This window comes from Rhodopila sp. (genome assembly GCF_035548095.1).
Lineage (GTDB): Bacteria > Pseudomonadota > Alphaproteobacteria > Acetobacterales > Acetobacteraceae > Rhodopila.
In genome coordinates, this window is the sequence record NZ_DASZUV010000021.1 from 28,971 (window position 1) to 45,960 (window position 16,990).

Annotated in this window: 14 protein-coding genes; 8 read left to right on the forward strand and 6 right to left on the reverse strand. The window is 69.3% G+C overall.

Annotation, left to right across the window (positions count from 1 at the left end):
* The first annotated feature begins 88 nt into the window (after positions 1-88).
* Together VHC04_RS16195 and VHC04_RS16200 are read left to right on the forward strand one after the other, a co-directional pair.
* Positions 89-2,410, forward strand: a complete 2,322-nt coding sequence (locus VHC04_RS16195) for a xanthine dehydrogenase family protein molybdopterin-binding subunit (protein WP_325683130.1) — start codon at positions 89-91, stop codon at positions 2,408-2,410.
* An 81-nt stretch (positions 2,411-2,491) separates the two neighbouring features.
* Positions 2,492-3,997 (forward strand): flavin-containing monooxygenase, encoded by a 1,506-nt coding sequence (locus VHC04_RS16200; RefSeq protein ID WP_325683132.1) that lies wholly within the window; start codon positions 2,492-2,494, stop codon positions 3,995-3,997.
* Between the two features lie 85 nt (positions 3,998-4,082).
* Here VHC04_RS16200 and VHC04_RS16205 read toward each other — a convergent pair whose 3' ends face one another.
* The 3 genes from VHC04_RS16205 to VHC04_RS16215 form a co-directional block, all read right to left on the reverse strand.
* Entirely contained in the window at positions 4,083-4,550 is a 468-nt protein-coding gene (locus VHC04_RS16205; protein WP_325683134.1) for a hypothetical protein, read from the reverse strand.
* A gap of 117 nt (positions 4,551-4,667) precedes the next feature.
* Complete coding sequence (locus tag VHC04_RS16210) at positions 4,668-5,561, reverse strand: lipid A biosynthesis lauroyl acyltransferase (RefSeq protein ID WP_325683136.1); 894 nt, start codon at positions 5,559-5,561, stop codon at positions 4,668-4,670.
* A gap of 3 nt (positions 5,562-5,564) precedes the next feature.
* Entirely contained in the window at positions 5,565-6,596 is a 1,032-nt protein-coding gene (locus tag VHC04_RS16215; protein ID WP_325683138.1) for a zinc-binding dehydrogenase, read from the reverse strand.
* Positions 6,597-6,997: 401 nt separating this feature from the next.
* Here VHC04_RS16215 and VHC04_RS16220 point away from each other — a divergent pair, with 401 nt between their 5' ends.
* Positions 6,998-7,411 (forward strand): type II 3-dehydroquinate dehydratase, encoded by a 414-nt coding sequence (locus VHC04_RS16220; RefSeq protein WP_325683140.1) that lies wholly within the window; start codon positions 6,998-7,000, stop codon positions 7,409-7,411.
* A 1-nt stretch (position 7,412) separates the two neighbouring features.
* On the opposite strand, the gene VHC04_RS16225 is transcribed toward VHC04_RS16220, so the two are convergent.
* Genes VHC04_RS16225 through VHC04_RS16235 form a run of 3 tightly spaced genes read right to left on the reverse strand, consistent with a single transcriptional unit; the run spans position 7,413 to position 10,495 of the window.
* Positions 7,413-8,195 carry a 2-keto-4-pentenoate hydratase gene (locus tag VHC04_RS16225; RefSeq protein ID WP_325683142.1) on the reverse strand — a complete coding sequence of 261 codons (783 nt, stop codon included), beginning with the start codon at positions 8,193-8,195 and terminating at the stop codon, positions 7,413-7,415.
* Positions 8,195-9,229, reverse strand: a complete 1,035-nt coding sequence (locus tag VHC04_RS16230) for a TrmH family RNA methyltransferase (protein WP_325683144.1) — start codon at positions 9,227-9,229, stop codon at positions 8,195-8,197. Before VHC04_RS16230 ends, VHC04_RS16225 begins: the two co-directional genes overlap by 1 nt.
* 9 nt (positions 9,230-9,238) lie before the next feature.
* A complete protein-coding gene (locus VHC04_RS16235) occupies positions 9,239-10,495 on the reverse strand; it encodes an acyltransferase family protein (RefSeq protein ID WP_325683146.1) in 1,257 nt (418 codons plus the stop codon).
* Positions 10,496-10,776: 281 nt separating this feature from the next.
* Here VHC04_RS16235 and rimP point away from each other — a divergent pair, with 281 nt between their 5' ends.
* The 5 genes from rimP to rbfA all read left to right on the forward strand — a co-directional run bounded on the left by rimP (position 10,777) and on the right by rbfA (position 16,883).
* Positions 10,777-11,298, forward strand: coding sequence for a ribosome maturation factor RimP (gene rimP, locus VHC04_RS16240; protein ID WP_408903825.1), 522 nt, complete (start codon positions 10,777-10,779; stop codon positions 11,296-11,298).
* 36 nt (positions 11,299-11,334) lie between these two features.
* Positions 11,335-12,900, forward strand: a complete 1,566-nt coding sequence (gene nusA, locus VHC04_RS16245) for a transcription termination factor NusA (protein WP_325683151.1) — start codon at positions 11,335-11,337, stop codon at positions 12,898-12,900.
* A gap of 268 nt (positions 12,901-13,168) precedes the next feature.
* The gene (locus tag VHC04_RS16255) at positions 13,169-13,690 is read left to right on the forward strand and encodes a hypothetical protein (RefSeq protein ID WP_325683153.1); all 522 of its coding nucleotides are present in this window, start codon (positions 13,169-13,171) and stop codon (positions 13,688-13,690) included.
* Positions 13,687-16,461, forward strand: a complete 2,775-nt coding sequence (gene infB / locus VHC04_RS16260; RefSeq protein ID WP_325683155.1) for a translation initiation factor IF-2 — start codon at positions 13,687-13,689, stop codon at positions 16,459-16,461. The genes VHC04_RS16255 and infB overlap by 4 nt, the downstream gene beginning before the upstream one ends.
* Positions 16,431-16,883: a 30S ribosome-binding factor RbfA gene (gene rbfA / locus VHC04_RS16265; RefSeq protein WP_408903826.1), complete on the forward strand. Its 453-nt coding sequence runs from the start codon at positions 16,431-16,433 to the stop codon at positions 16,881-16,883. The genes infB and rbfA overlap by 31 nt, the downstream gene beginning before the upstream one ends.
* Positions 16,884-16,990: the final 107 nt, after the last annotated feature.

Below are 16,990 nucleotides of genomic sequence, written 5' to 3' on the forward strand. Positions count from 1 at the left end.
CTTGATCGGACGCAAGCCACGGGTCATCAGCGCGAATCGCGCTTTTCCCGGCGCGAGGATATGCTCGGCGGAAATGGGAGAAAACATCGTGGCGACGCTACAGGCAAAGTCGGTTCGACGGCGCGAGGATGCTCGACTGCTGACCGGCCAGGGCAATTACGCGGCCGACGCCGCGCCGCCCGGCCTGCTGACGGCGGTGTTCCTGCGATCGCCCCACGCGCATGCGCGGATCGTCGCGCTGGACGTGTCCGCGGCGCGGCGCCTGCCCGGCGTGCGGGCCGTGGTCACGGCGGCGGATCTGGATGATGTGAAGCCGATCCCGGGCGGCATCGGCTTCCCGCGGCCCGATGGCGGGCCGGCGCCGAAGACCGACCGGCCGCTGCTGGCCGCGGACCGTGTGCGCTTCGTCGGCGAGCCGCTGGCGATGGTGCTGGCCGAGACGCGTCAGGCCGGGCTGGAGGCGCTGGAGGCGATCGAGGTCGGCTATGACAGCCTGCCCGTCGTCACCGAGGTGGCGGCGGCGCTGCGTCCCGGCGCGCCGCCGGTATGGGACGAGGTGCCCGACAATGTCGGCTTTCTGTGGAAGCGCGGCGATGCCGATGCCACCCAGGCGGCGCTGGCGGCCTCGGCGCATGTCACGGCGCTGGACTTCACGGTATCCCGCGTCACCGCCAACAGCATGGAGCCGCGCGGCGCCTGGGCGTGCGTCGCGCCGGACGGGCGCATCGAGCTGCACGCCTCGCACCAGTCACCCTTCGCCCTGCGCAACGGCATGGCCGGCCCGGTCTTCGGGCTGGGCAACACCGACATCCGCGTGCTGCCCGGCGATGTGGGCGGGTCCTTCGGGATGAAGTCGGGCGTGCATCAGGAGCCGATCCTGGTCGCCTGGGCGGCGCGCAAGCTCGGCTGCCCGGTGCGCTGGATCGCCGACCGCACCGAGGGGTTCCTGACCGATGAGCAGGCGCGGGAGATGCGCATCCACGCGGAGCTGGGCCTGGACGCGGACGGGCGGTTCACGGCGCTGCGGCTGCGCTGGGACGTGAACCTGGGCGCCTATGTGTCCGCGCGGTCCGGCTGGGGCGTCGGCAATGTGGGCGGCGTGGCGGGCGTCTACCTGATCCCGCACATCGCCGCCGAGGTTTGCGGCGTGCTGACCCATACCGTGCCGACCGCCGCCTATCGCGGCGCCGGGCGTCCGGAAGCGACCTATACGATCGAGCGGCTGATCGATGTCGCGGCCGCCGAGCTCGGCGTCAGCCCGTATGAGCTGCGCCGCCGGAACCTGATCCCGCCCCAGGCGATGCCCTACAAGACCGCGCTGACCTTCACCTATGACTGCGGCGAATTCGAGGGAAACATGCAGGAGGCGGCGGCGCTGGCGGAGCTGGACACATTCCCGGCGCGGCGGGCGGAGGCGGCCGCGCGCGGCAGGTTGCGCGGCATCGGGCTGTGCAACTGCATCGAGGTCGCCGGCGGGCCGTTCCTGCGCCCGGCAAAGGACACCGCCAGCCTGGCCCTGGCCGCGGATGGGCGGCTGGTGCTGCGGTCCGGCTCCATGTCGGTCGGGCAGGGGCTGGAGACGGCGTTCACCCAGCTGGTGGCCGACCGGTTCGGCATCCCGCAGGACCAGGTGATCTGGCAGGGCGGCGATACCGACCTGCTGCCGTCCGGCAAAGGCAATGGCGGGTCGGGCGCGCTGTGCATCGGCGGATCGGCGGTGACGCTGGCGGTGGACAAGGTGATCGACAAGGCGACGCGCATCGCCGCGGAGGTCCTGGAAGCCGCCGTCGCCGATATCGAGCTGTCCGAGGGCCGCTTCCGCATCGCCGGCACCGACCGGTCCGTCGGCCTGGCGGAGATCGCGGAATGGACCCACGACCCGGCCCATATTCCGCCGGGAGAGGAGGGCGGGCTGGTGGAATCCGGTGAGTTCACCCCCACCGCCGTGACGTTCCCGAACGGCACGCATATCTGCGAGGTGGAGATCGACCCCGAGACAGGGGTGACCGACATCGTCCGCTACAGCGCGGTGGAGGAGCTGGGACAGGTGCTGAACCCGCTGCTGGTGGCCGGCCAGATTCATGGCGGCGTGGTGCAGGGCGTCGGACAGGCGCTGGGGGAGATCATCGTGCATGATCCGGACTCCGGCCAGCTGCTGACCGCCTCCTTCATGGACTACCAGATGCCGCGCGCCGGCGAGTATCCGGCATTCCGCCTGGCAACGCGGGAGGTGCCGACGGCGGTGAACCCGCTGGGCGCCAAGGGCGTCGGGGAGGCCGGCACGGTCGGCGCCCTGGGGGCGGCAATGAACGCGATCAACGACGCCCTGGCGCCGCTGGGAATCCGCCATTTCGACATGCCGGCGACCCCGGCGCGGGTCTGGGAGGCGATTCGCCGCGCCCGCGAATAGTTGCTTGCAGTCTTCGCGGCGTTCCGGCATGGCTACCGGCCGGTAACCACTCCCGTCATAAGACCAAGAGGCCACCGCCCCATGTCCGAAACCGCAGTCCTCGAACGGCCCTCCGCGCGGCCGTCGGTCGAGCATTTCGACGTTCTGATCGTCGGCGCCGGTATCTCCGGTGTCGGCGGCGCCTATCACATGAAGACGCAATGTCCCGACAAGACGTTCGTCGTGCTGGAGGTGCAGGAGACGTTCGGGGGCACCTGGTGGACGCACAAATATCCGGGCATCCGCTCCGACAGCGATCTGCACACCTTCGGCTACCGGTTCAAGCCCTGGGTCGGCGCGCCGATCGCCACCGCCGATGAAATCCGCAGATACATGGGCGAGGTGATCGCGGAGAACGGTCTGGCGGAGCATATCCGCTACAGCCACAGGATCACCCACGCCTCCTGGTCGTCGAAGACCAATCTCTGGACCATCGAGGCGACAAAGACCGATACCGGCGAAGCGGCGTTCTTCACCTGCGGTTTCCTGTGGATGTGCCAGGGCTATTACCGGCACGAGAAGGGCTATACGCCGGAATGGCCGGGCATGTCGGACTACAAGGGCATCACCGTCCATCCGCAGACCTGGCCCGAGGACCTGGACTACACGGACAAGACCGTGCTGGTGATCGGCTCCGGCGCCACCGCCGCGACCGTGGTGCCGAACATGGCGCCGCGCGCCAGGCATGTGACGATGCTGCAGCGCTCGCCCACCTATTTCCGCACCGGCCGCAACGCGATCCAGATCGCCGAGGAGCTGCGGGAAATCGGCATCGCCGAGGAATGGATCCATGAGATCGTCCGCCGCAAGATCCTGTTCGAGCAGGACAAGTTCACCCGCCGGACCTTCAATGAGCCGGAGACGGTGCGCGAGGAGCTGATCGGCCTGGTGCGCAAGGAGCTGCCGGAAGGGTACGACGTGGAGACCCATTTCACGCCGCGCTATCGCCCGTGGCGGCAGCGCCTGGCGTTCGTGCCGGATGCGGACCTGTTCAAGGGGATTTCCTCGGGCAAGGCCTCGGTGGTGACCGATGAGATCGAGCGCTTCGTCGAGACGGGCGTGCAGCTGAAGTCCGGCAAGGTGCTGGAGGCCGACATCATCCTGACCGCGACCGGCTTCAACCTGTGCGTGCTGGGCGACATTGACTTCACGATCGACGACAAGCCGCTGAATTTCCATGAAACCGTGACGTATCGCGGCATGATGTTCACCGGCGTGCCCAACATGGTGTGGGTATTCGGCTATTTCCGCGCGAGCTGGACGCTGCGGGCGGACCTCGTCGGCGACTTCGTCTGCCGGCTGCTGAAGCACATGGATGCGAAGGGCGTGAAGAAGGTCGAGGTCGCGTTGCGGCCGGAAGACAAGGACATGAAGCTGCTGGATTGGATCGATACCGAGAACTTCAATCCCGGCTACATGCTGCGCGGCATGCACCTGCTGCCGAAGCGCGGCGACAAGCCTGAGTGGATGCACAACCAGGACTACTGGGCCGAGAAGGACGAGTTCCCGGCCATCGATTTGGACGATGCCGCCTTCGTCTACCGCTGAACGCGGTATGAGGAGTGTTTCTGAAGAAAAACGACAGGCCTCATGAAACGGGCTTGTCCGGTCGGACAAGCCCGCATGGGACCAGCTAGACCCCCGCCGCCTTCAGCGTCGCCAGCGCCGACTGCAGCGTGTTCATCGACCCGGCCTTGTTGCCGGCGCCCAGCTCTCTCAACGCCTGGGAAATCTGCGCCACCACCGGGCTCGTATCCGGCACGCCGGTCTGCCCCATCGGCACCGACCGGCTCAACAGCCTGGTCTGCGCCATCTCCATCGATTGCTGCGCCTTTCCCGTCGCGCCCGACGCCAGGGCGTTGATCGCCGCCTGCACGAAATCGGACGGGTTGTCCTGCGGCACGGCCGGCGAAGGCAGGTTGGGCGCGATCGTCGACCTGATGGGCGAGCCGGGCAGGTTGCTGGCGCGGTCGCTCCGCGGTTCCGACATGCCGGTGCCGATCACATTGCCGGGGCGGGCGCCGGTCGGGGTCGTCGTCTGCGCCAGGGCGCCGCCGGCCAGGGCCGCAGCCATCGGAATGGCAAGGATCAATTTACGCATCCTGTTGGACTCCTTCAAAAGTCACCCGCGACATATGAGGTTGTGGGACGGCCCGGACAACGCGCGTCGCGGGTCGCGCATGCAATCGGACGCGGCTTCTCACCGCTTCGTGAGGGGTCACCGCCAGCGGCGATGGAACCACAGCCACTGGCCCGGATGCTCGCGAATCCATCCCTCGATGATCGTGGTGATCATCTGCGTCGCCGCCGGAACGTCGACCTCGCCCGCCGCGTCGCGCGGCAGCGCATACGGACCGCTGGCGAGGATGCGGAACCGGTGCTCGGGCAGCCGCACCACCCGCACGCCGACCACCGGGCAGTCCACGCTGCGGGCCAGGCGGGCGATCGCGGGATTGGCCTTGCAGCGGCGGCCGAAGAACGTCACGTCGACGCCGCGGGAGAAATGCTGGTCCACCAGCATCCCCAGATGCTCGCCGGCCTGCAGCGCCCCCGCCATCTCCAGCGCCGCCTGTGCCCGCGTTCGGATCAGCCGGCCCATCAAGGGCGCTCGGATGCGAATGATTTCCTTCGCCACGGCCTTGTTGTTCGGCATGCGGTAGACGATGGCGGACGGCAGCCCGTGCGCCGCGGCGGCAATCGCCGGCAACTCCCAGTTGCCCAGATGCGCGGCGAATATCAGTGCCGGCTTGCCGTCGTCGCGCAGCGCCTCGAACATCCCGATGTCGTCCGTCAGGATGCGGCCGGTATTGGGATGCTCCGGGTCGAAATCCCAGATCCGAGCCATATGCACATATTCGCCGGCGACGCGGCCGAGATTCTCCCAGGCATCGCGGAGGGTGGCCTCGATCCAGGCATCGTCCTTCTCGGGGAAGGCGGCGCGCAGGTTGGCCCGGCCGATCCGGTGGGCGGGAAACCATGGGCCGATCCGGCGCGCGGCCGCGCCGCACAGGTCCGAGACCTTGTCAGGGTTGGTGCGGCGCAGCAGGCGGATGGCGGTCTTGACGGCCCGGCCCAGCAGCCGGTCGCCGAACTGTTCCAGGCGGCTTGCCACGAATTACAGGTCGATCAGCAGCTTGCCGAAGACGTCGCGGTGTTCCAGCCGGTCGACGCCGGCCCTGAACGCGGTCAACGGATAGACGGTGTCGATGACCGGCCGCACGCCCGACGCGATCCGCTCCAGGCCGCGCGCCAGGGCCGATAGCGGAGCGCCGAACGACCCGATGATGCGGTATTGCTGCTGAAACAGCTGCATCAGGTTGATGCTGCCGATCGGGCCGGAGGTCGCGCCGCAGGTCACCAGCCGCCCGCCGCGCTTCAGGCACAGCAATGAACCGGGCCAGGTATCGGCGCCGGTATGCTCGAACACCACATCCACGCCCTTCTTGGCGGTCAGCTTGCGCACCACGCCCTCGAACCGGTCCTCCCGGTAGTTGATCACATGGTCGGCGCCCAGGGCGACAGCCTTGGCCGCCTTGTCGGCGGAACCCACCGTGGTGATGACGGTGCAGCCGATCGATCTGGCGATGCGGATGGCGATGCTGCCGATGCCGGACCCGCCGGCGTGCACCAGGATCGTCTCCCCCGGTTCCAGGGCGGCATTGTCGAACAGCATGTGCTCGACCGTGCCATAGGCGACAGCGACGCAGGCGGCGTCGTGCCAGTCGACGCCGGCCGGCACCGGCACCGCCAGGCGCGCCGGATGGTTGGTCAGCTCCTGCGCGAAACCGTCGATATGGAAGCCGCGCACGCCGCGCACATCCTCGCACAGATTGTCGCGGCCGCGCCGGCAGGCCTTGCAGACGCCGCAGGTCAGGGCGGAGTAGGGGACGACGCGGTCGCCTGGCTTCAGCGTGGTGACGTCCGCTCCGGCGGCGACGACCTCACAGGCGGCCTCGGCGCCGACCGTCAGCGGATAGAGCCGCTTGGCGAAGGCCATGCCGCGAAAGCCCCACACGTCGATGTGGTTCAGGCCGACGCTGCGGACCCGCAACTGCACTTCATCCGGCGCGGGCGGCGGCGGCGGTTCGGCGTCGACCAGCGCGACTTCGCGGTCGGCCAGCAGGCGCAGCGCGCGCATCGTGGTCATGGCTGGGGTCCCGGTGTGTGCCTGGGGTCTCGGTGTCTGCATGGGCGCGCAGTACGCCAGGCGGGGCGTCAAGGGCAATCCCCGGCGGATGCGAGCGGGCATGAGCTTTAACGGATTCTTCAGGATGTGGCCGGAGAACGAAAGAGCCGGACGGGATATGGCCCGGCCGGCTCACACGAGGAGGACAGCGATGCTGAACCATCTCTTCCTTCTGCCGAGGATAATCCTGATTATTGACCTGAAAGTCAAGATCAGGCTGATCCGGAAGTAGGAGGCTGGCCGGTCCGGACCTCGGACCGGCTGCTTCCCGGGTGACCCCGGCTTGCCACCGGCAAGGCCGGCGCCTAGCGTCCGCCCATCCGAGGATTGGGAAGGAAACGGTATCGATGAAGATCCTGGTCGTGCAAGGCGCCGGCATGAACATGCGCGGCAAGGTCCAGACCGAGATTTTCGGCACCATGACCATGGACGAATACAATCAGAACATACTCAAGTATGCGAAAGAGCTGGAGATCGCGGTCGAGATATTCCACTCCAATATCGAAGGCGAAGTCATCAACCGCCTTTACGCCGCGATTGACCAGGGCTTCGATGCGGCGCTGATCAATCCGGCCGGCTTCTCCCGCGGTTATCCGGCCCTGACGGCCGCGATCGGGCAGGTGAGCTTCCCGGTGATCGAAGTGCATATCTCGAACCCGATCCGCCGCGGCCCGGTCTCCGACACCGCCGCGGCCTGTCTGGGTGTCGTCGCCGGCTATGGCGTGTATGGCTACTACCTGGCGCTGCGCGGCCTGAAGGAAACGCGCAAGAAATAGCTCAGGTCAGCCGCAGGGTGGCCGGCGGCAGGGGCGGGAAGCGCACCGTCACCGATGTCGGTCCGTCCAGCCAGACCGGCGGGGTGACGCTGCCCAGCATGATGATCTGGCCGGCCTTCAGGCCGCCGAAAGCCGCGGCGAGCGGCGATGCCGCCAGCAGGGCCAGCCCGTTCAGCGGATGGCCCAGCAGGTCGCTGGTCACGCCGGTATCGCCCGACCCGTCCGCCAGGGTGATCGATCCGTGCAGCGCCGCAATGTCCAGCATCCGCCAGTCCAAGTCCGCGACCGTGCCGATGACCGCCGCGGCGTGGTACATCTGGTCCGCCAGCAGCATCGGCGCGCCCAGCCGTTTCGGATCGGCGTACCGGTTCTCGACCAGCTCGATCCCGGCGACGAAGTCACCGACGGCATCCAGCGCCTGATCGAGCGAGCAGGGTGCCGGCGGCAGGTCGGATCGCAGGCGCACGGCAACCTCACATTCCACGCCCGGCCGGATCAGCCGGTCGAATGCCACGGCGCCTTGGCCGACCTGGATGTCCGCGTCGCGCATGAAGCCGGCGATCGGCGTTGCCACGCCCAGATAGTCCTGCATCCGTCGTCCGGTCGCGCCGATCTTGAAGCCGCCGGGAGGATCGGCATCCAGCAGCCGCGCCAGGGCATGCTGCACGGCGGCGCCCTCCGCCTCGGTGGCGGGGGCGATGCCGGACGGCAGTCCGGCGACGATCCCGCGGTCCCGCCGGATGCGGTGCAGTGCCGCGGCGGCCGGGGCCGGATCGAAGGCCATCAGCCGCCCGTCGGACGATGCGCCGTCAGCTCGTACAGGGCCACGGCGGCGGCGGCGGAGACGTTCAGGCTTTCGATCGCGCCCCTGATCGTGAGGCCGGCGATCTCATCGCAGGTTTCCCTGGTCAGCCGGCGCAACCCCTCGCCCTCGGCGCCCAGCACCAGCGCGACGCGGCGGCCGGCGAAGGCGGGGCCGGACAGCGGCGCGCCCGCCGCGTCCAGGCCGACACACCAGACATTCGCCGCCTTCAGCGCGATCAGGGTGCGGGCGATGTTGACCGCCCGCAGCAGGGGCATGGTCTCCAGCGCGCCGGACGCGGCTTTTGCCAGGCTGCCGGTTTCCTCGGGCGCGTTACGGTCTTGCGTGATGACGGCGGCGGCGCCGAACGCGGCCGCGGAGCGCATGATCGCGCCGACATTGCGCGGGTCCGTCACCTGGTCCAGCACGATGATCGGCCCCGGCTTCTCCAGGACCGAGTGCAGGCTGGGCGGCGCCAGCGTGTCGGCCAGCAGCGCGGCGCCCTGGTGTACGGTCTCGCGGCCCAGCAGGTGGTCCAGCCGGCCTCGCTCCACACGCTCCACCGACAGGGCCCAGGGCGGCGCCAGGCGTTCCGTCAGGGCGGCCTCGGCTTCCTCGGTCAGCAGCAGGCGCCGCAACCGCCGAGAGGGATTGGCCAAGGCGGCGGCGACGGCGTGCAGGCCGTAGAGCCAGACGGCGCCCTTCGGCGCGTCCGGGGCATGCCGGTGGCCGCCATGGTCGGCGCCACGATGCGGCGGTCCGCCATGACGGGGCTTGAAGCCTTCGCGGGGCGCGCCGCCGGGTCCCGGCTTGCTGCCGGTATCGCGCTGCGGGCGCGATGCACCACCCTGGAATGCCTGGGCTTTTGGCGCGGCCTGACCCTTGGGGTCGCGCGCGCGCTGGTCGTTGCCCGCGGTGAAGGGGCGAGGCGACGAACCGCCTGGCCCGCGGGGCGGGCCTCGGTCGGAATGCGGCCGGGGCGGGCCGCCGGGACGATTGCCGTGCGGAGGTTTCATTGCGCCGTTCTATAGACCGCGCATGACCCGCTGCACAGACGCGCGCGCGTCCGCGCCGGCCGGCGCGGCGATGGCGGGCCGAGCGGGCTGGCCGGCCGAGTCCCGGCCGGGATCGAAACGGTGCCGGCCCCGGCGCATGGCCGGCAACTCGATGTGCCGGTGGAGCCACGACGCGGCCAGGACCGGCAGGCCGATGGCGGCTGGCAGCCACAGCAGGCTGAACAGTATCGCATCGCCCGCCGCGATGCTGCCCAGGGCGGGTGACAGGATTTTCTGGATCGGCTCGTTGGCCAGGTAGACCGGATAGGAAATCGCTCCGAACCACAATGCCACGCGGCCCTGCAGCGCCCGGCGGACCAGGCTCAGGCCGGAGTGGGTGAGCGGAGCCGCAGGCAGGCATTGCGCGGCCAGGCAGGCGGACCAGACCAGCGGCGGCAACAACTTGCCGCCCTGGCCTTGCGCCGCGCAGACCGTCAGCGTCGCCGCCAGCACCGTTGCGTAGCCGGGCAGGCCGCGGCGGCCCTGCCGGACCACTGCCAGGCTCGCCACGCCCAGCGCGAAGAAATGCGCCTTGTTGGGCAGGAACGCCCGGCTGAACGTCCAGGCGGTGGGGGACCAGGCCTGCCAGGCCAGCCCGGCCGCGGCCAGCAGCAGGAGCAGCATGATCGTCCGCTGCCCGTGCTGCGGCGTCGGGTTCCGCGTCATCCCCTCGTGTGCCGTTCCCTCAGCCGTCCCCTCATGTGCCGTTCCTGGCCGCCAGGCCAGCATCGCCAGCACGTAGAATTGCCATTCCGTCGACAGACTCCAGGCGGCCCCCAGGAAGCTGACCCAGACATCCGGCAGCAGCCAGCGCGGGAACAGGCCATGGATCATCAGCAGGTGGGCCGATATCTCGGCCGGCCAGGGCTGCTGCCAATGATCCGAGCAGATGTCCCGCGCGGCGCTGTCAGCGCCGATCCACGGCATGGCGCCGAAGCCGCAGGACAATGGCTGCACCGCGACGGCCAGGGCGAAGACGGGCAGGAACACCGGATAGATGCGGAGCACGCGGGCGAGCAGGAACCGGCGGCGATGGCCCTGCACGCGGTCCAGCGACTGGCTGATCACCAGGCCGCTGAGGATGAAGAACATGTCCACCGCGGCGCCGCCATGGCCGACCGCCGATTGCAGCCAGTCCGGCAGCATGGCGAACGGGGCCGCGTGGCCCAGCACCACGTACATCGCCAGCACGCCGCGCAGCCCGTCGAGGCACTCCAGACGCTTCATGCGCCCAGCATGGCGGACAAAAGATTAACAACTTGCGAAGCATCGCCGCAAAACCTGGCCAACCACCGCCGCCCGGTCAACGTTTGCGAGCCGAACCGAACGGTGCGGCCGCGCCCGTGGCGGTCGCGAAATGGCGGTCGTGAAGCCTTGCAAACCGGTTGGGCGCACGCTAGATAGGCCTCTGACATTCTCCGCTGTTTACGGGGGGTGGCTTTCGCGAGGGTCCCCCTTGCGGGCCGCCCTTTTTGTTTTGCGGCGGGGCACGAAGCGGACACGCTGCCTTGGACGGAACCGAAGCCAACCACACCACGCTGGAGGCCCGCCTGGCCTCCATCATCACCCCACGGCTCGAAGCCATGGGATACGAACTCGTGCGCGTCGCCATCCTGGGCCGGGAACGCCCGACCGTGCAGGTCATGGCCGACCGGGCGGACGGGGCGCTGATCACCGTGGAGGACTGTGAGCTGATCAGCCACGACATCAGCGCCGCGATCGATGTCGAGGATCCGATCCCGGGGGCCTGGACATTGGAGGTCAGTTCAGCCGGTATCGACCGCCCGTTGACGCGGACCAAGGACTGGAACCGCTTCGCCGGGCATCTGGCGCGGGTGGAGACCTTCGTGCCGCAGAACGGGCGCAAGCGGTTTTCCGGCATCGTGCTGGGCGCCGATGAACAGGCCGCCCGGCTGCGCCTGGATGATGGAACCGAAGCCAGTCTGCCGCTGGCCGACATCCGCCGCGCAAAACTGGTCTTGACGGATGCACTGATCGACGCCACGGCGGCCAAGCCGCGGGCCAACTGAAACCGACTCCATACGAACGGACGCACAGAGGTCGCCATGGATACCGCAATCGCCCGTCCAGAATTGCTGCTGATCGCCGAGACCGTCGCGCGGGAGAAGAATATCGAGCGCGAAGAGGTGCTGGAGGCGATGGAGCAGGCCATCCAGAAGGCCGGCCGCGCCAAATACGGGCACGAGAAGGACATCCGTGCCACGATCGACCGCAAGACCGGCGATGTGCGCCTGTCCCGCTGGACCGAGATCGTCGAGGCGGTGGAGAACGAAGAGACCCAGATGTCCAGGGCCGACGCGGCCAAGCTGTTTCCCGACAAGGCGGTGGGCGATTTCGTCGTCGACCCGCTGCCGCCGATCGATTTCGGCCGCATCTCGGCCCAGACCGCCAAGCAGGTGATCGTGCAGCGTGTCCGCGAGGCGGAGCGCAAGAAGCAGTTCGAGGAGTTCAAGGACCGCGTCGGCGAGATCGTCAACGGCGTGGTGAAGCGCACCGAGTACGGCAACCTGATGGTCGAGCTTGGCCGGGCGGAGGCGCTGCTGCGCCGCGACGAATTGATCGCCCGCGAGAGTTTTCGCAATGGCGACCGCGTGCGCGCCTATATCTACGACGTGCGCGAGGAGCCGCGCGGCCCGCAGATCTTCCTCAGCCGCACGCATCCGGGCTTCCTGGCCAAGCTGTTCGCCCAGGAAGTGCCGGAAATCTACGACGGCATCATCGAGATCAAGGCGGTCGCCCGCGACCCCGGCAGCCGCGCCAAGATGGCGGTGATCAGCCGCGATTCCTCGATCGATCCGGTGGGTGCCTGCGTCGGTATGCGCGGATCGCGCGTGCAGGCGGTGGTGCAGGAGCTGCAGGGCGAAAAGATCGACATCATCCCCTGGTCCAGCCAGGCGGCGACCTTCGTCGTCAACGCGCTGGCGCCGGCCGAGGTCACCAAGGTCGTGCTGGATGAGGAAGCCGGCCGCGTCGAGGTGGTGGTGCCCGATGAACAGCTGTCGCTGGCGATCGGCCGGCGGGGGCAGAACGTCCGGCTCGCCTCGCAGCTGACCCGCTGGGACATCGACATCCTGACCGAGGCCGAGGAATCGGAACGCCGGCAGGAGGAGTTCCGCCGCCGCTCCGGCCTGTTCGTGGAAGCGCTGGATGTCGACGACATGATCGCCGGCCTGCTGGTGACCGAGGGCTTCACCAGCGTCGAAGAGCTGGCCTACACACCGATCGAGGAGGTTGCGTCCATCGAAGGCTTCGACGAAAGCGTGGCCGAGGAGCTGGTGCGCCGCGCCGAAGGCTATCTCGCGCAGCGCGACAATGAGCTGAACGACAGGCGAATCGCGCTGGGCGTGACCGACGAGGTTGCCGGCATCGAAACGCTGACGCCCGCCATGCTGGTGGCGCTTGGTGAAAAGGACGTGAAGACGCTGGACGATCTGGCCGACCTGGCATCCGACGAGCTGATCGAGATCGTCGGCGCCGACAACATGGACGAGGCCACCGCCAATGACGTGATCATGGCGGCGCGCGCCCACTGGTTCGGCGACGAGGACGCGGAGCCGGTGGCGGCCGGGGCGGAAGCGGGCCACGCCGAGGAGGAGGCCAGCCACGACTGAGATCGTCGACCCGGCGGACGCCCTCGATCCGGAGGGTACGGAGCCCGAGACCGGCCCGTTCCGCCGCTGCATCGTCACGCGCGAGCGGCTTCCCAGGGAGCGGATGATTCGCTTCGTCCTGGCGCCGGGCGGGCAACTGGTCCCGGACCTGGCTGCAAGGCTGCCTGGACGGGGAATGTGGTTGAGCGCGTCCGGCGATGTGATAGTGTCGGCGGGTGTTGATGAACCGTCGGATGGCTCTGCCGAAGGGCAAGCGCGGCAGACCACGTTGAACGGACGGCGACAGAACGGGGTTGCGGACCGTCGGCTGGCTCAGGCATTCGCCAGGGCCGCACGCGGCCCGGTGGTGGTTCCCTCTGATCTCGGTTCCCTGCTTCAGGCAGCGCTGGTCCGGCGGATCGGCGAACTCATGGGCCTCGCCCGCCGCGCCGGGCAGGCCGTTGCCGGTTTCGAGAAGGCGCGGGAACACCTGCGGACCGCGTCGGCGCGGCTGGTCCTGCAGGCGCAGGACGGAAGCGCCGCCGAACGAGCGCGCTTTCTGACCGGGGCGCCGCCCGGGATTCAGGTCTTCGACCCGCTGCCGGGCGCGGCGCTGGGACGGATCTTCGGTCGGGACTACGTGGTGCACGTCGCGGTCGCGCCGGGCAGATTGGCCGACAGCCTCGCGGTGGAAGCGGGGCGGCTGGCCGGATTGAGAAGCAGGTCCGCAAGGGCCACGGGGTCCGCGAGGGCCACGGAACGGGTAACCGGTCCGGTGAACACAGTATTGGGTGCCAACGGATACACATGAGCGAAAGCAACGATCAGGACGGCAGCAAGGGTCGGCTCTCTCTGCGCCCCGCGGGGCGGCTGGAGTTGGGGCGGACGGTCGATGCCGGTTCCGTGCGGCAAAGTTTCAGCCATGGCCGGTCGAAGGTCGTGCAGGTCGAAGTCCGCAAGAAGCGGGCCCCGGCACCCGCGCCCACCAACGCGCCGGGCGCGCGCGCGCCATCCGGTGCGCCGGGTGGCGGTCAGGCCGCGCGCCCCGCATCTCCGGGCGGCAAGCCGCCGCCGGGGGCCGGCCGCGCGCTGACCCAGACGGAGCAGGCGGCACGGCAACGCGCGCTGGAGCAGCTCGCCCGCGACAACGCGCGGCGTGAGGCGGAGCGGCGCGAGCAGGAGAAGATCTCCATCCTCTCCGCGGCCGAGGAAGCCCGTCGCCGCGAGGAGGAAGCCCGCAAGGCGGCCGAGGAGGAAGCCCGTCTGGCCGGGGAGCGCGAGCGCGAGGAAGCCGCCAGGCGAGAGGTCGAGGCACAAGCCGCCGAGGCGGCGCGCCAGGCCGCGGAGACCGCCGAGGTCCCGGCCCAGGCCCCGGCAGCGCCCGCCGAGGCGAAGGCGCCGCCGGCCGCCGCGCGTCCGGCTTCGCCGCCGGCCACCGCCCGTTCCCCGGAACGGCCGGCGGCGCGTGCGCAGACACCGTCTGGTGCGCCTTCATCCAATGCTCCGGGCGCCCCCGCGGCCGGAGCACCGTCGCCCGGCACGCCGTCCGGCGCCACCGAGACGTTGCGCCTGCGCACCGGCCGCGCCGGTGATGAGGAGGAGGAAGGCCGTCCGATCCGGCGCCCCGGCGCCGCCGCGCCGCGCAAGCCGACCGTCGTGGTGCCGAAGAAGGGCGGCGACAGCCGCCGTGGCGGACGCATCGACGTGCAGGCGGCCATCAATGACGAGGACGAGCGGGTCCGCTCGCTGGCCTCGGTTCGCCGCCAGCGCGATCGCGAGCGGCGGCAGGCGGAGCTGGATCGCCTGCGGTCCGACCAGGTCCGGGTGGTGCGCGAGGTCATCCTGCCGGAGCAGATCACCGTGCAGGAACTCGCCAACCGCATGGCCGCTCGGGCCGGCGAGGTCATCAAGGCGCTGATGAAGATGGGCGTGATGGCGACCATCACGCAGTCGCTGGACGCCGATACCGCGGAACTCGTGGTACAGGAGTTCGGCCACCGCGTGCGCCGCGTGTCGGAGGCGGATGTCGAAGTCGGCCTGGAAGGCGCCGTGGACTCGGAAGCCGAGCTGTTGGCGCGTCCGCCGGTGGTGACGATCATGGGCCATGTCGACCACGGCAAGACCTCGCTGCTGGACGCGCTGCGCGCGACCGACGTGGCGGCCGGCGAGGCCGGCGGCATCACCCAGCATATCGGCGCCTATCAGGTGCAGCTGGCCAGCGGCGATCGCATCACCTTCATCGACACCCCTGGCCACGAGGCGTTTACCGCCATGCGCGCGCGCGGCGCCTCGGTCACCGACATCGTCGTGCTGGTCGTGGCCGCCGATGACGGCGTGATGCCGCAGACGATCGAGGCGATCCGGCATGCCAAGGCGGCCAACGCCCCGCTGATCGTCGCCATCAACAAGATGGACCGGCCGGACGCCAACCCCGATCGCGTCCGCAATGAGCTGCTGAGCCACGAGGTCGTCGTCGAGGCGATGGGCGGCGAAACCCAGGATGTCGAGGTGTCTGCCTTGCAGAAGACCGGCCTCGACATGCTGGAGGAGGCGATCCTGCTGCAGTCCGAAATCCTGGATCTGCGCGCCAACCCCGACCGTACCGCCGAGGGCACGGTGATCGAAAGCCGCCTGGACCGTGGCCGCGGCCCGGTCGGCACGGTGCTGGTGCAGCGCGGCACGCTGAGGCAGGGCGACATCGTCGTCGCCGGCGCCGAATGGGGCCGGGTGCGGGCCATGCTGGACGACAAGGGCAAGCAGTTGCCGGAAGCCGGGCCATCCATGCCGGTGGAGCTGCTGGGCCTGTCCGGCGCACCGTCGGCCGGCGAGCCGTTCGTCGTCGTCGAGAACGAGGGCCGAGCGCGCGAGATCACCGAGTTCCGCGCTCGGCGCCTGCGGGAGAAGGCCGCCGGCGCGGCCGCCGGTGCGCGTGGCACGCTGGACCAGATGCTGGCCCGCATCCAGGCCGGGGAGCAGAAGGAGGTCGCCGTCCTGATCAAGGCCGACGTCCAGGGCAGCGCCGAGGCGATCCAGACCACGGTGATGAAGCTGGAGCACGAGGAGGTGAAGGTCCGCGTGCTGCTGGCCGGCGTCGGCCAGATCACCGAATCCGATGTCCAGCTCGCCAAGGCGTCCAACGCGGTGATCATCGCCTTCAATGTCCGCGCGACGTCCCAGGCGCGGGAGATGGCACAGCGCGACGGCGTGGACATCCGCTACTTCTCGATCATTTACGAGGTCGCGGACGACGTCGAGAAGCTGGTCAAGGGCAAGGTCGCGCCGAAGGCGCGGGAGAAGTTCCTGGGCTACGCCGAGGTCCGCAAGGTGTTCAACATCACCAAGACCGGCAAGGTCGCGGGGTGCTACATCACCGAGGGCCTGGTCAAGCGCGGCGCCGGCGTGCGCGTCCTGCGCGAGAACGTGGTCATCCACAGCGGCGAATTGTCGCAGCTCAAGCGCTTCAAGGACGATGTCCGCGAGGTCGCACGTGGATACGAATGCGGTCTGTCCTTCGCCAACTTCCACGATCTGCAGGAAGGCGACGTTGTCGAGTGCTTCGAAGTGGAGATGATTCCCGGTTGAGGAAGCAGTCGCCCACGACAGGACCATCCCAGCGGCAATTGCGCGTGGCGGAGGAAATCCGCCACGTGCTGGCCGGCGTCTTCGCGCGGCACGAATTCCGCGATCCCGACCTGGCGGCCGCCGAGATCACCGTCACCGAAGTGCGGGTCACCCCTGACCTGAAGCACGCACACGTATTCATTTCGCGGCTGGGACGCTCGGATGTGGAGGCGTTGCTGCCGCCGCTGAAACGCGCCGCGCCCTATCTGCGCGGGCAGGTGGCTCACGCCATGCGGCTGAAATTCGCCCCCGACCTGGTGTTCCAGCCGGATCACGCGCTGGACTATGCCATGAAGATCGACGCCCTGATGCACCGGCCCGATGTCGCACGCGATCTGGAACATGGTCCGGGGAACGCCGACGACACTCCGTCCCGGGAGTGAGCTTCGGGCGTGAGCTTCGGGCGCGAGGCCCGGGGTGAGTCCGGCTCGGCCGGATGGAGTGGCGCGCCGGGTGCCCGAGCGGATGTCAGCCCCCGATCGGATTTCGG

Excerpts from the sequence above, each read along its gene's own strand:
- VHC04_RS16200 (WP_325683132.1), top strand. The coding sequence starts at position 2,492 with ATGTCCGAAACCGCAGTCCTCGAACGGCCCTCCGCGCGGCCGTCGGTC.
- VHC04_RS16205 (WP_325683134.1), bottom strand. The coding sequence starts at position 4,550 with ATGCGTAAATTGATCCTTGCCATTCCGATGGCTGCGGCCCTGGCCGGC.
- VHC04_RS16215 (WP_325683138.1), bottom strand. The coding sequence starts at position 6,596 with ATGACCACGATGCGCGCGCTGCGCCTGCTGGCCGACCGCGAAGTCGCG.
- VHC04_RS16225 (WP_325683142.1), bottom strand. The coding sequence starts at position 8,195 with ATGGCCTTCGATCCGGCCCCGGCCGCCGCGGCACTGCACCGCATCCGG.
- VHC04_RS16230 (WP_325683144.1), bottom strand. The coding sequence starts at position 9,229 with ATGAAACCTCCGCACGGCAATCGTCCCGGCGGCCCGCCCCGGCCGCAT.
- VHC04_RS16235 (WP_325683146.1), bottom strand. The coding sequence starts at position 10,495 with ATGAAGCGTCTGGAGTGCCTCGACGGGCTGCGCGGCGTGCTGGCGATG.
- nusA (WP_325683151.1), top strand. The coding sequence starts at position 11,335 with ATGGATACCGCAATCGCCCGTCCAGAATTGCTGCTGATCGCCGAGACC.
- infB (WP_325683155.1), top strand. The coding sequence starts at position 13,687 with ATGAGCGAAAGCAACGATCAGGACGGCAGCAAGGGTCGGCTCTCTCTG.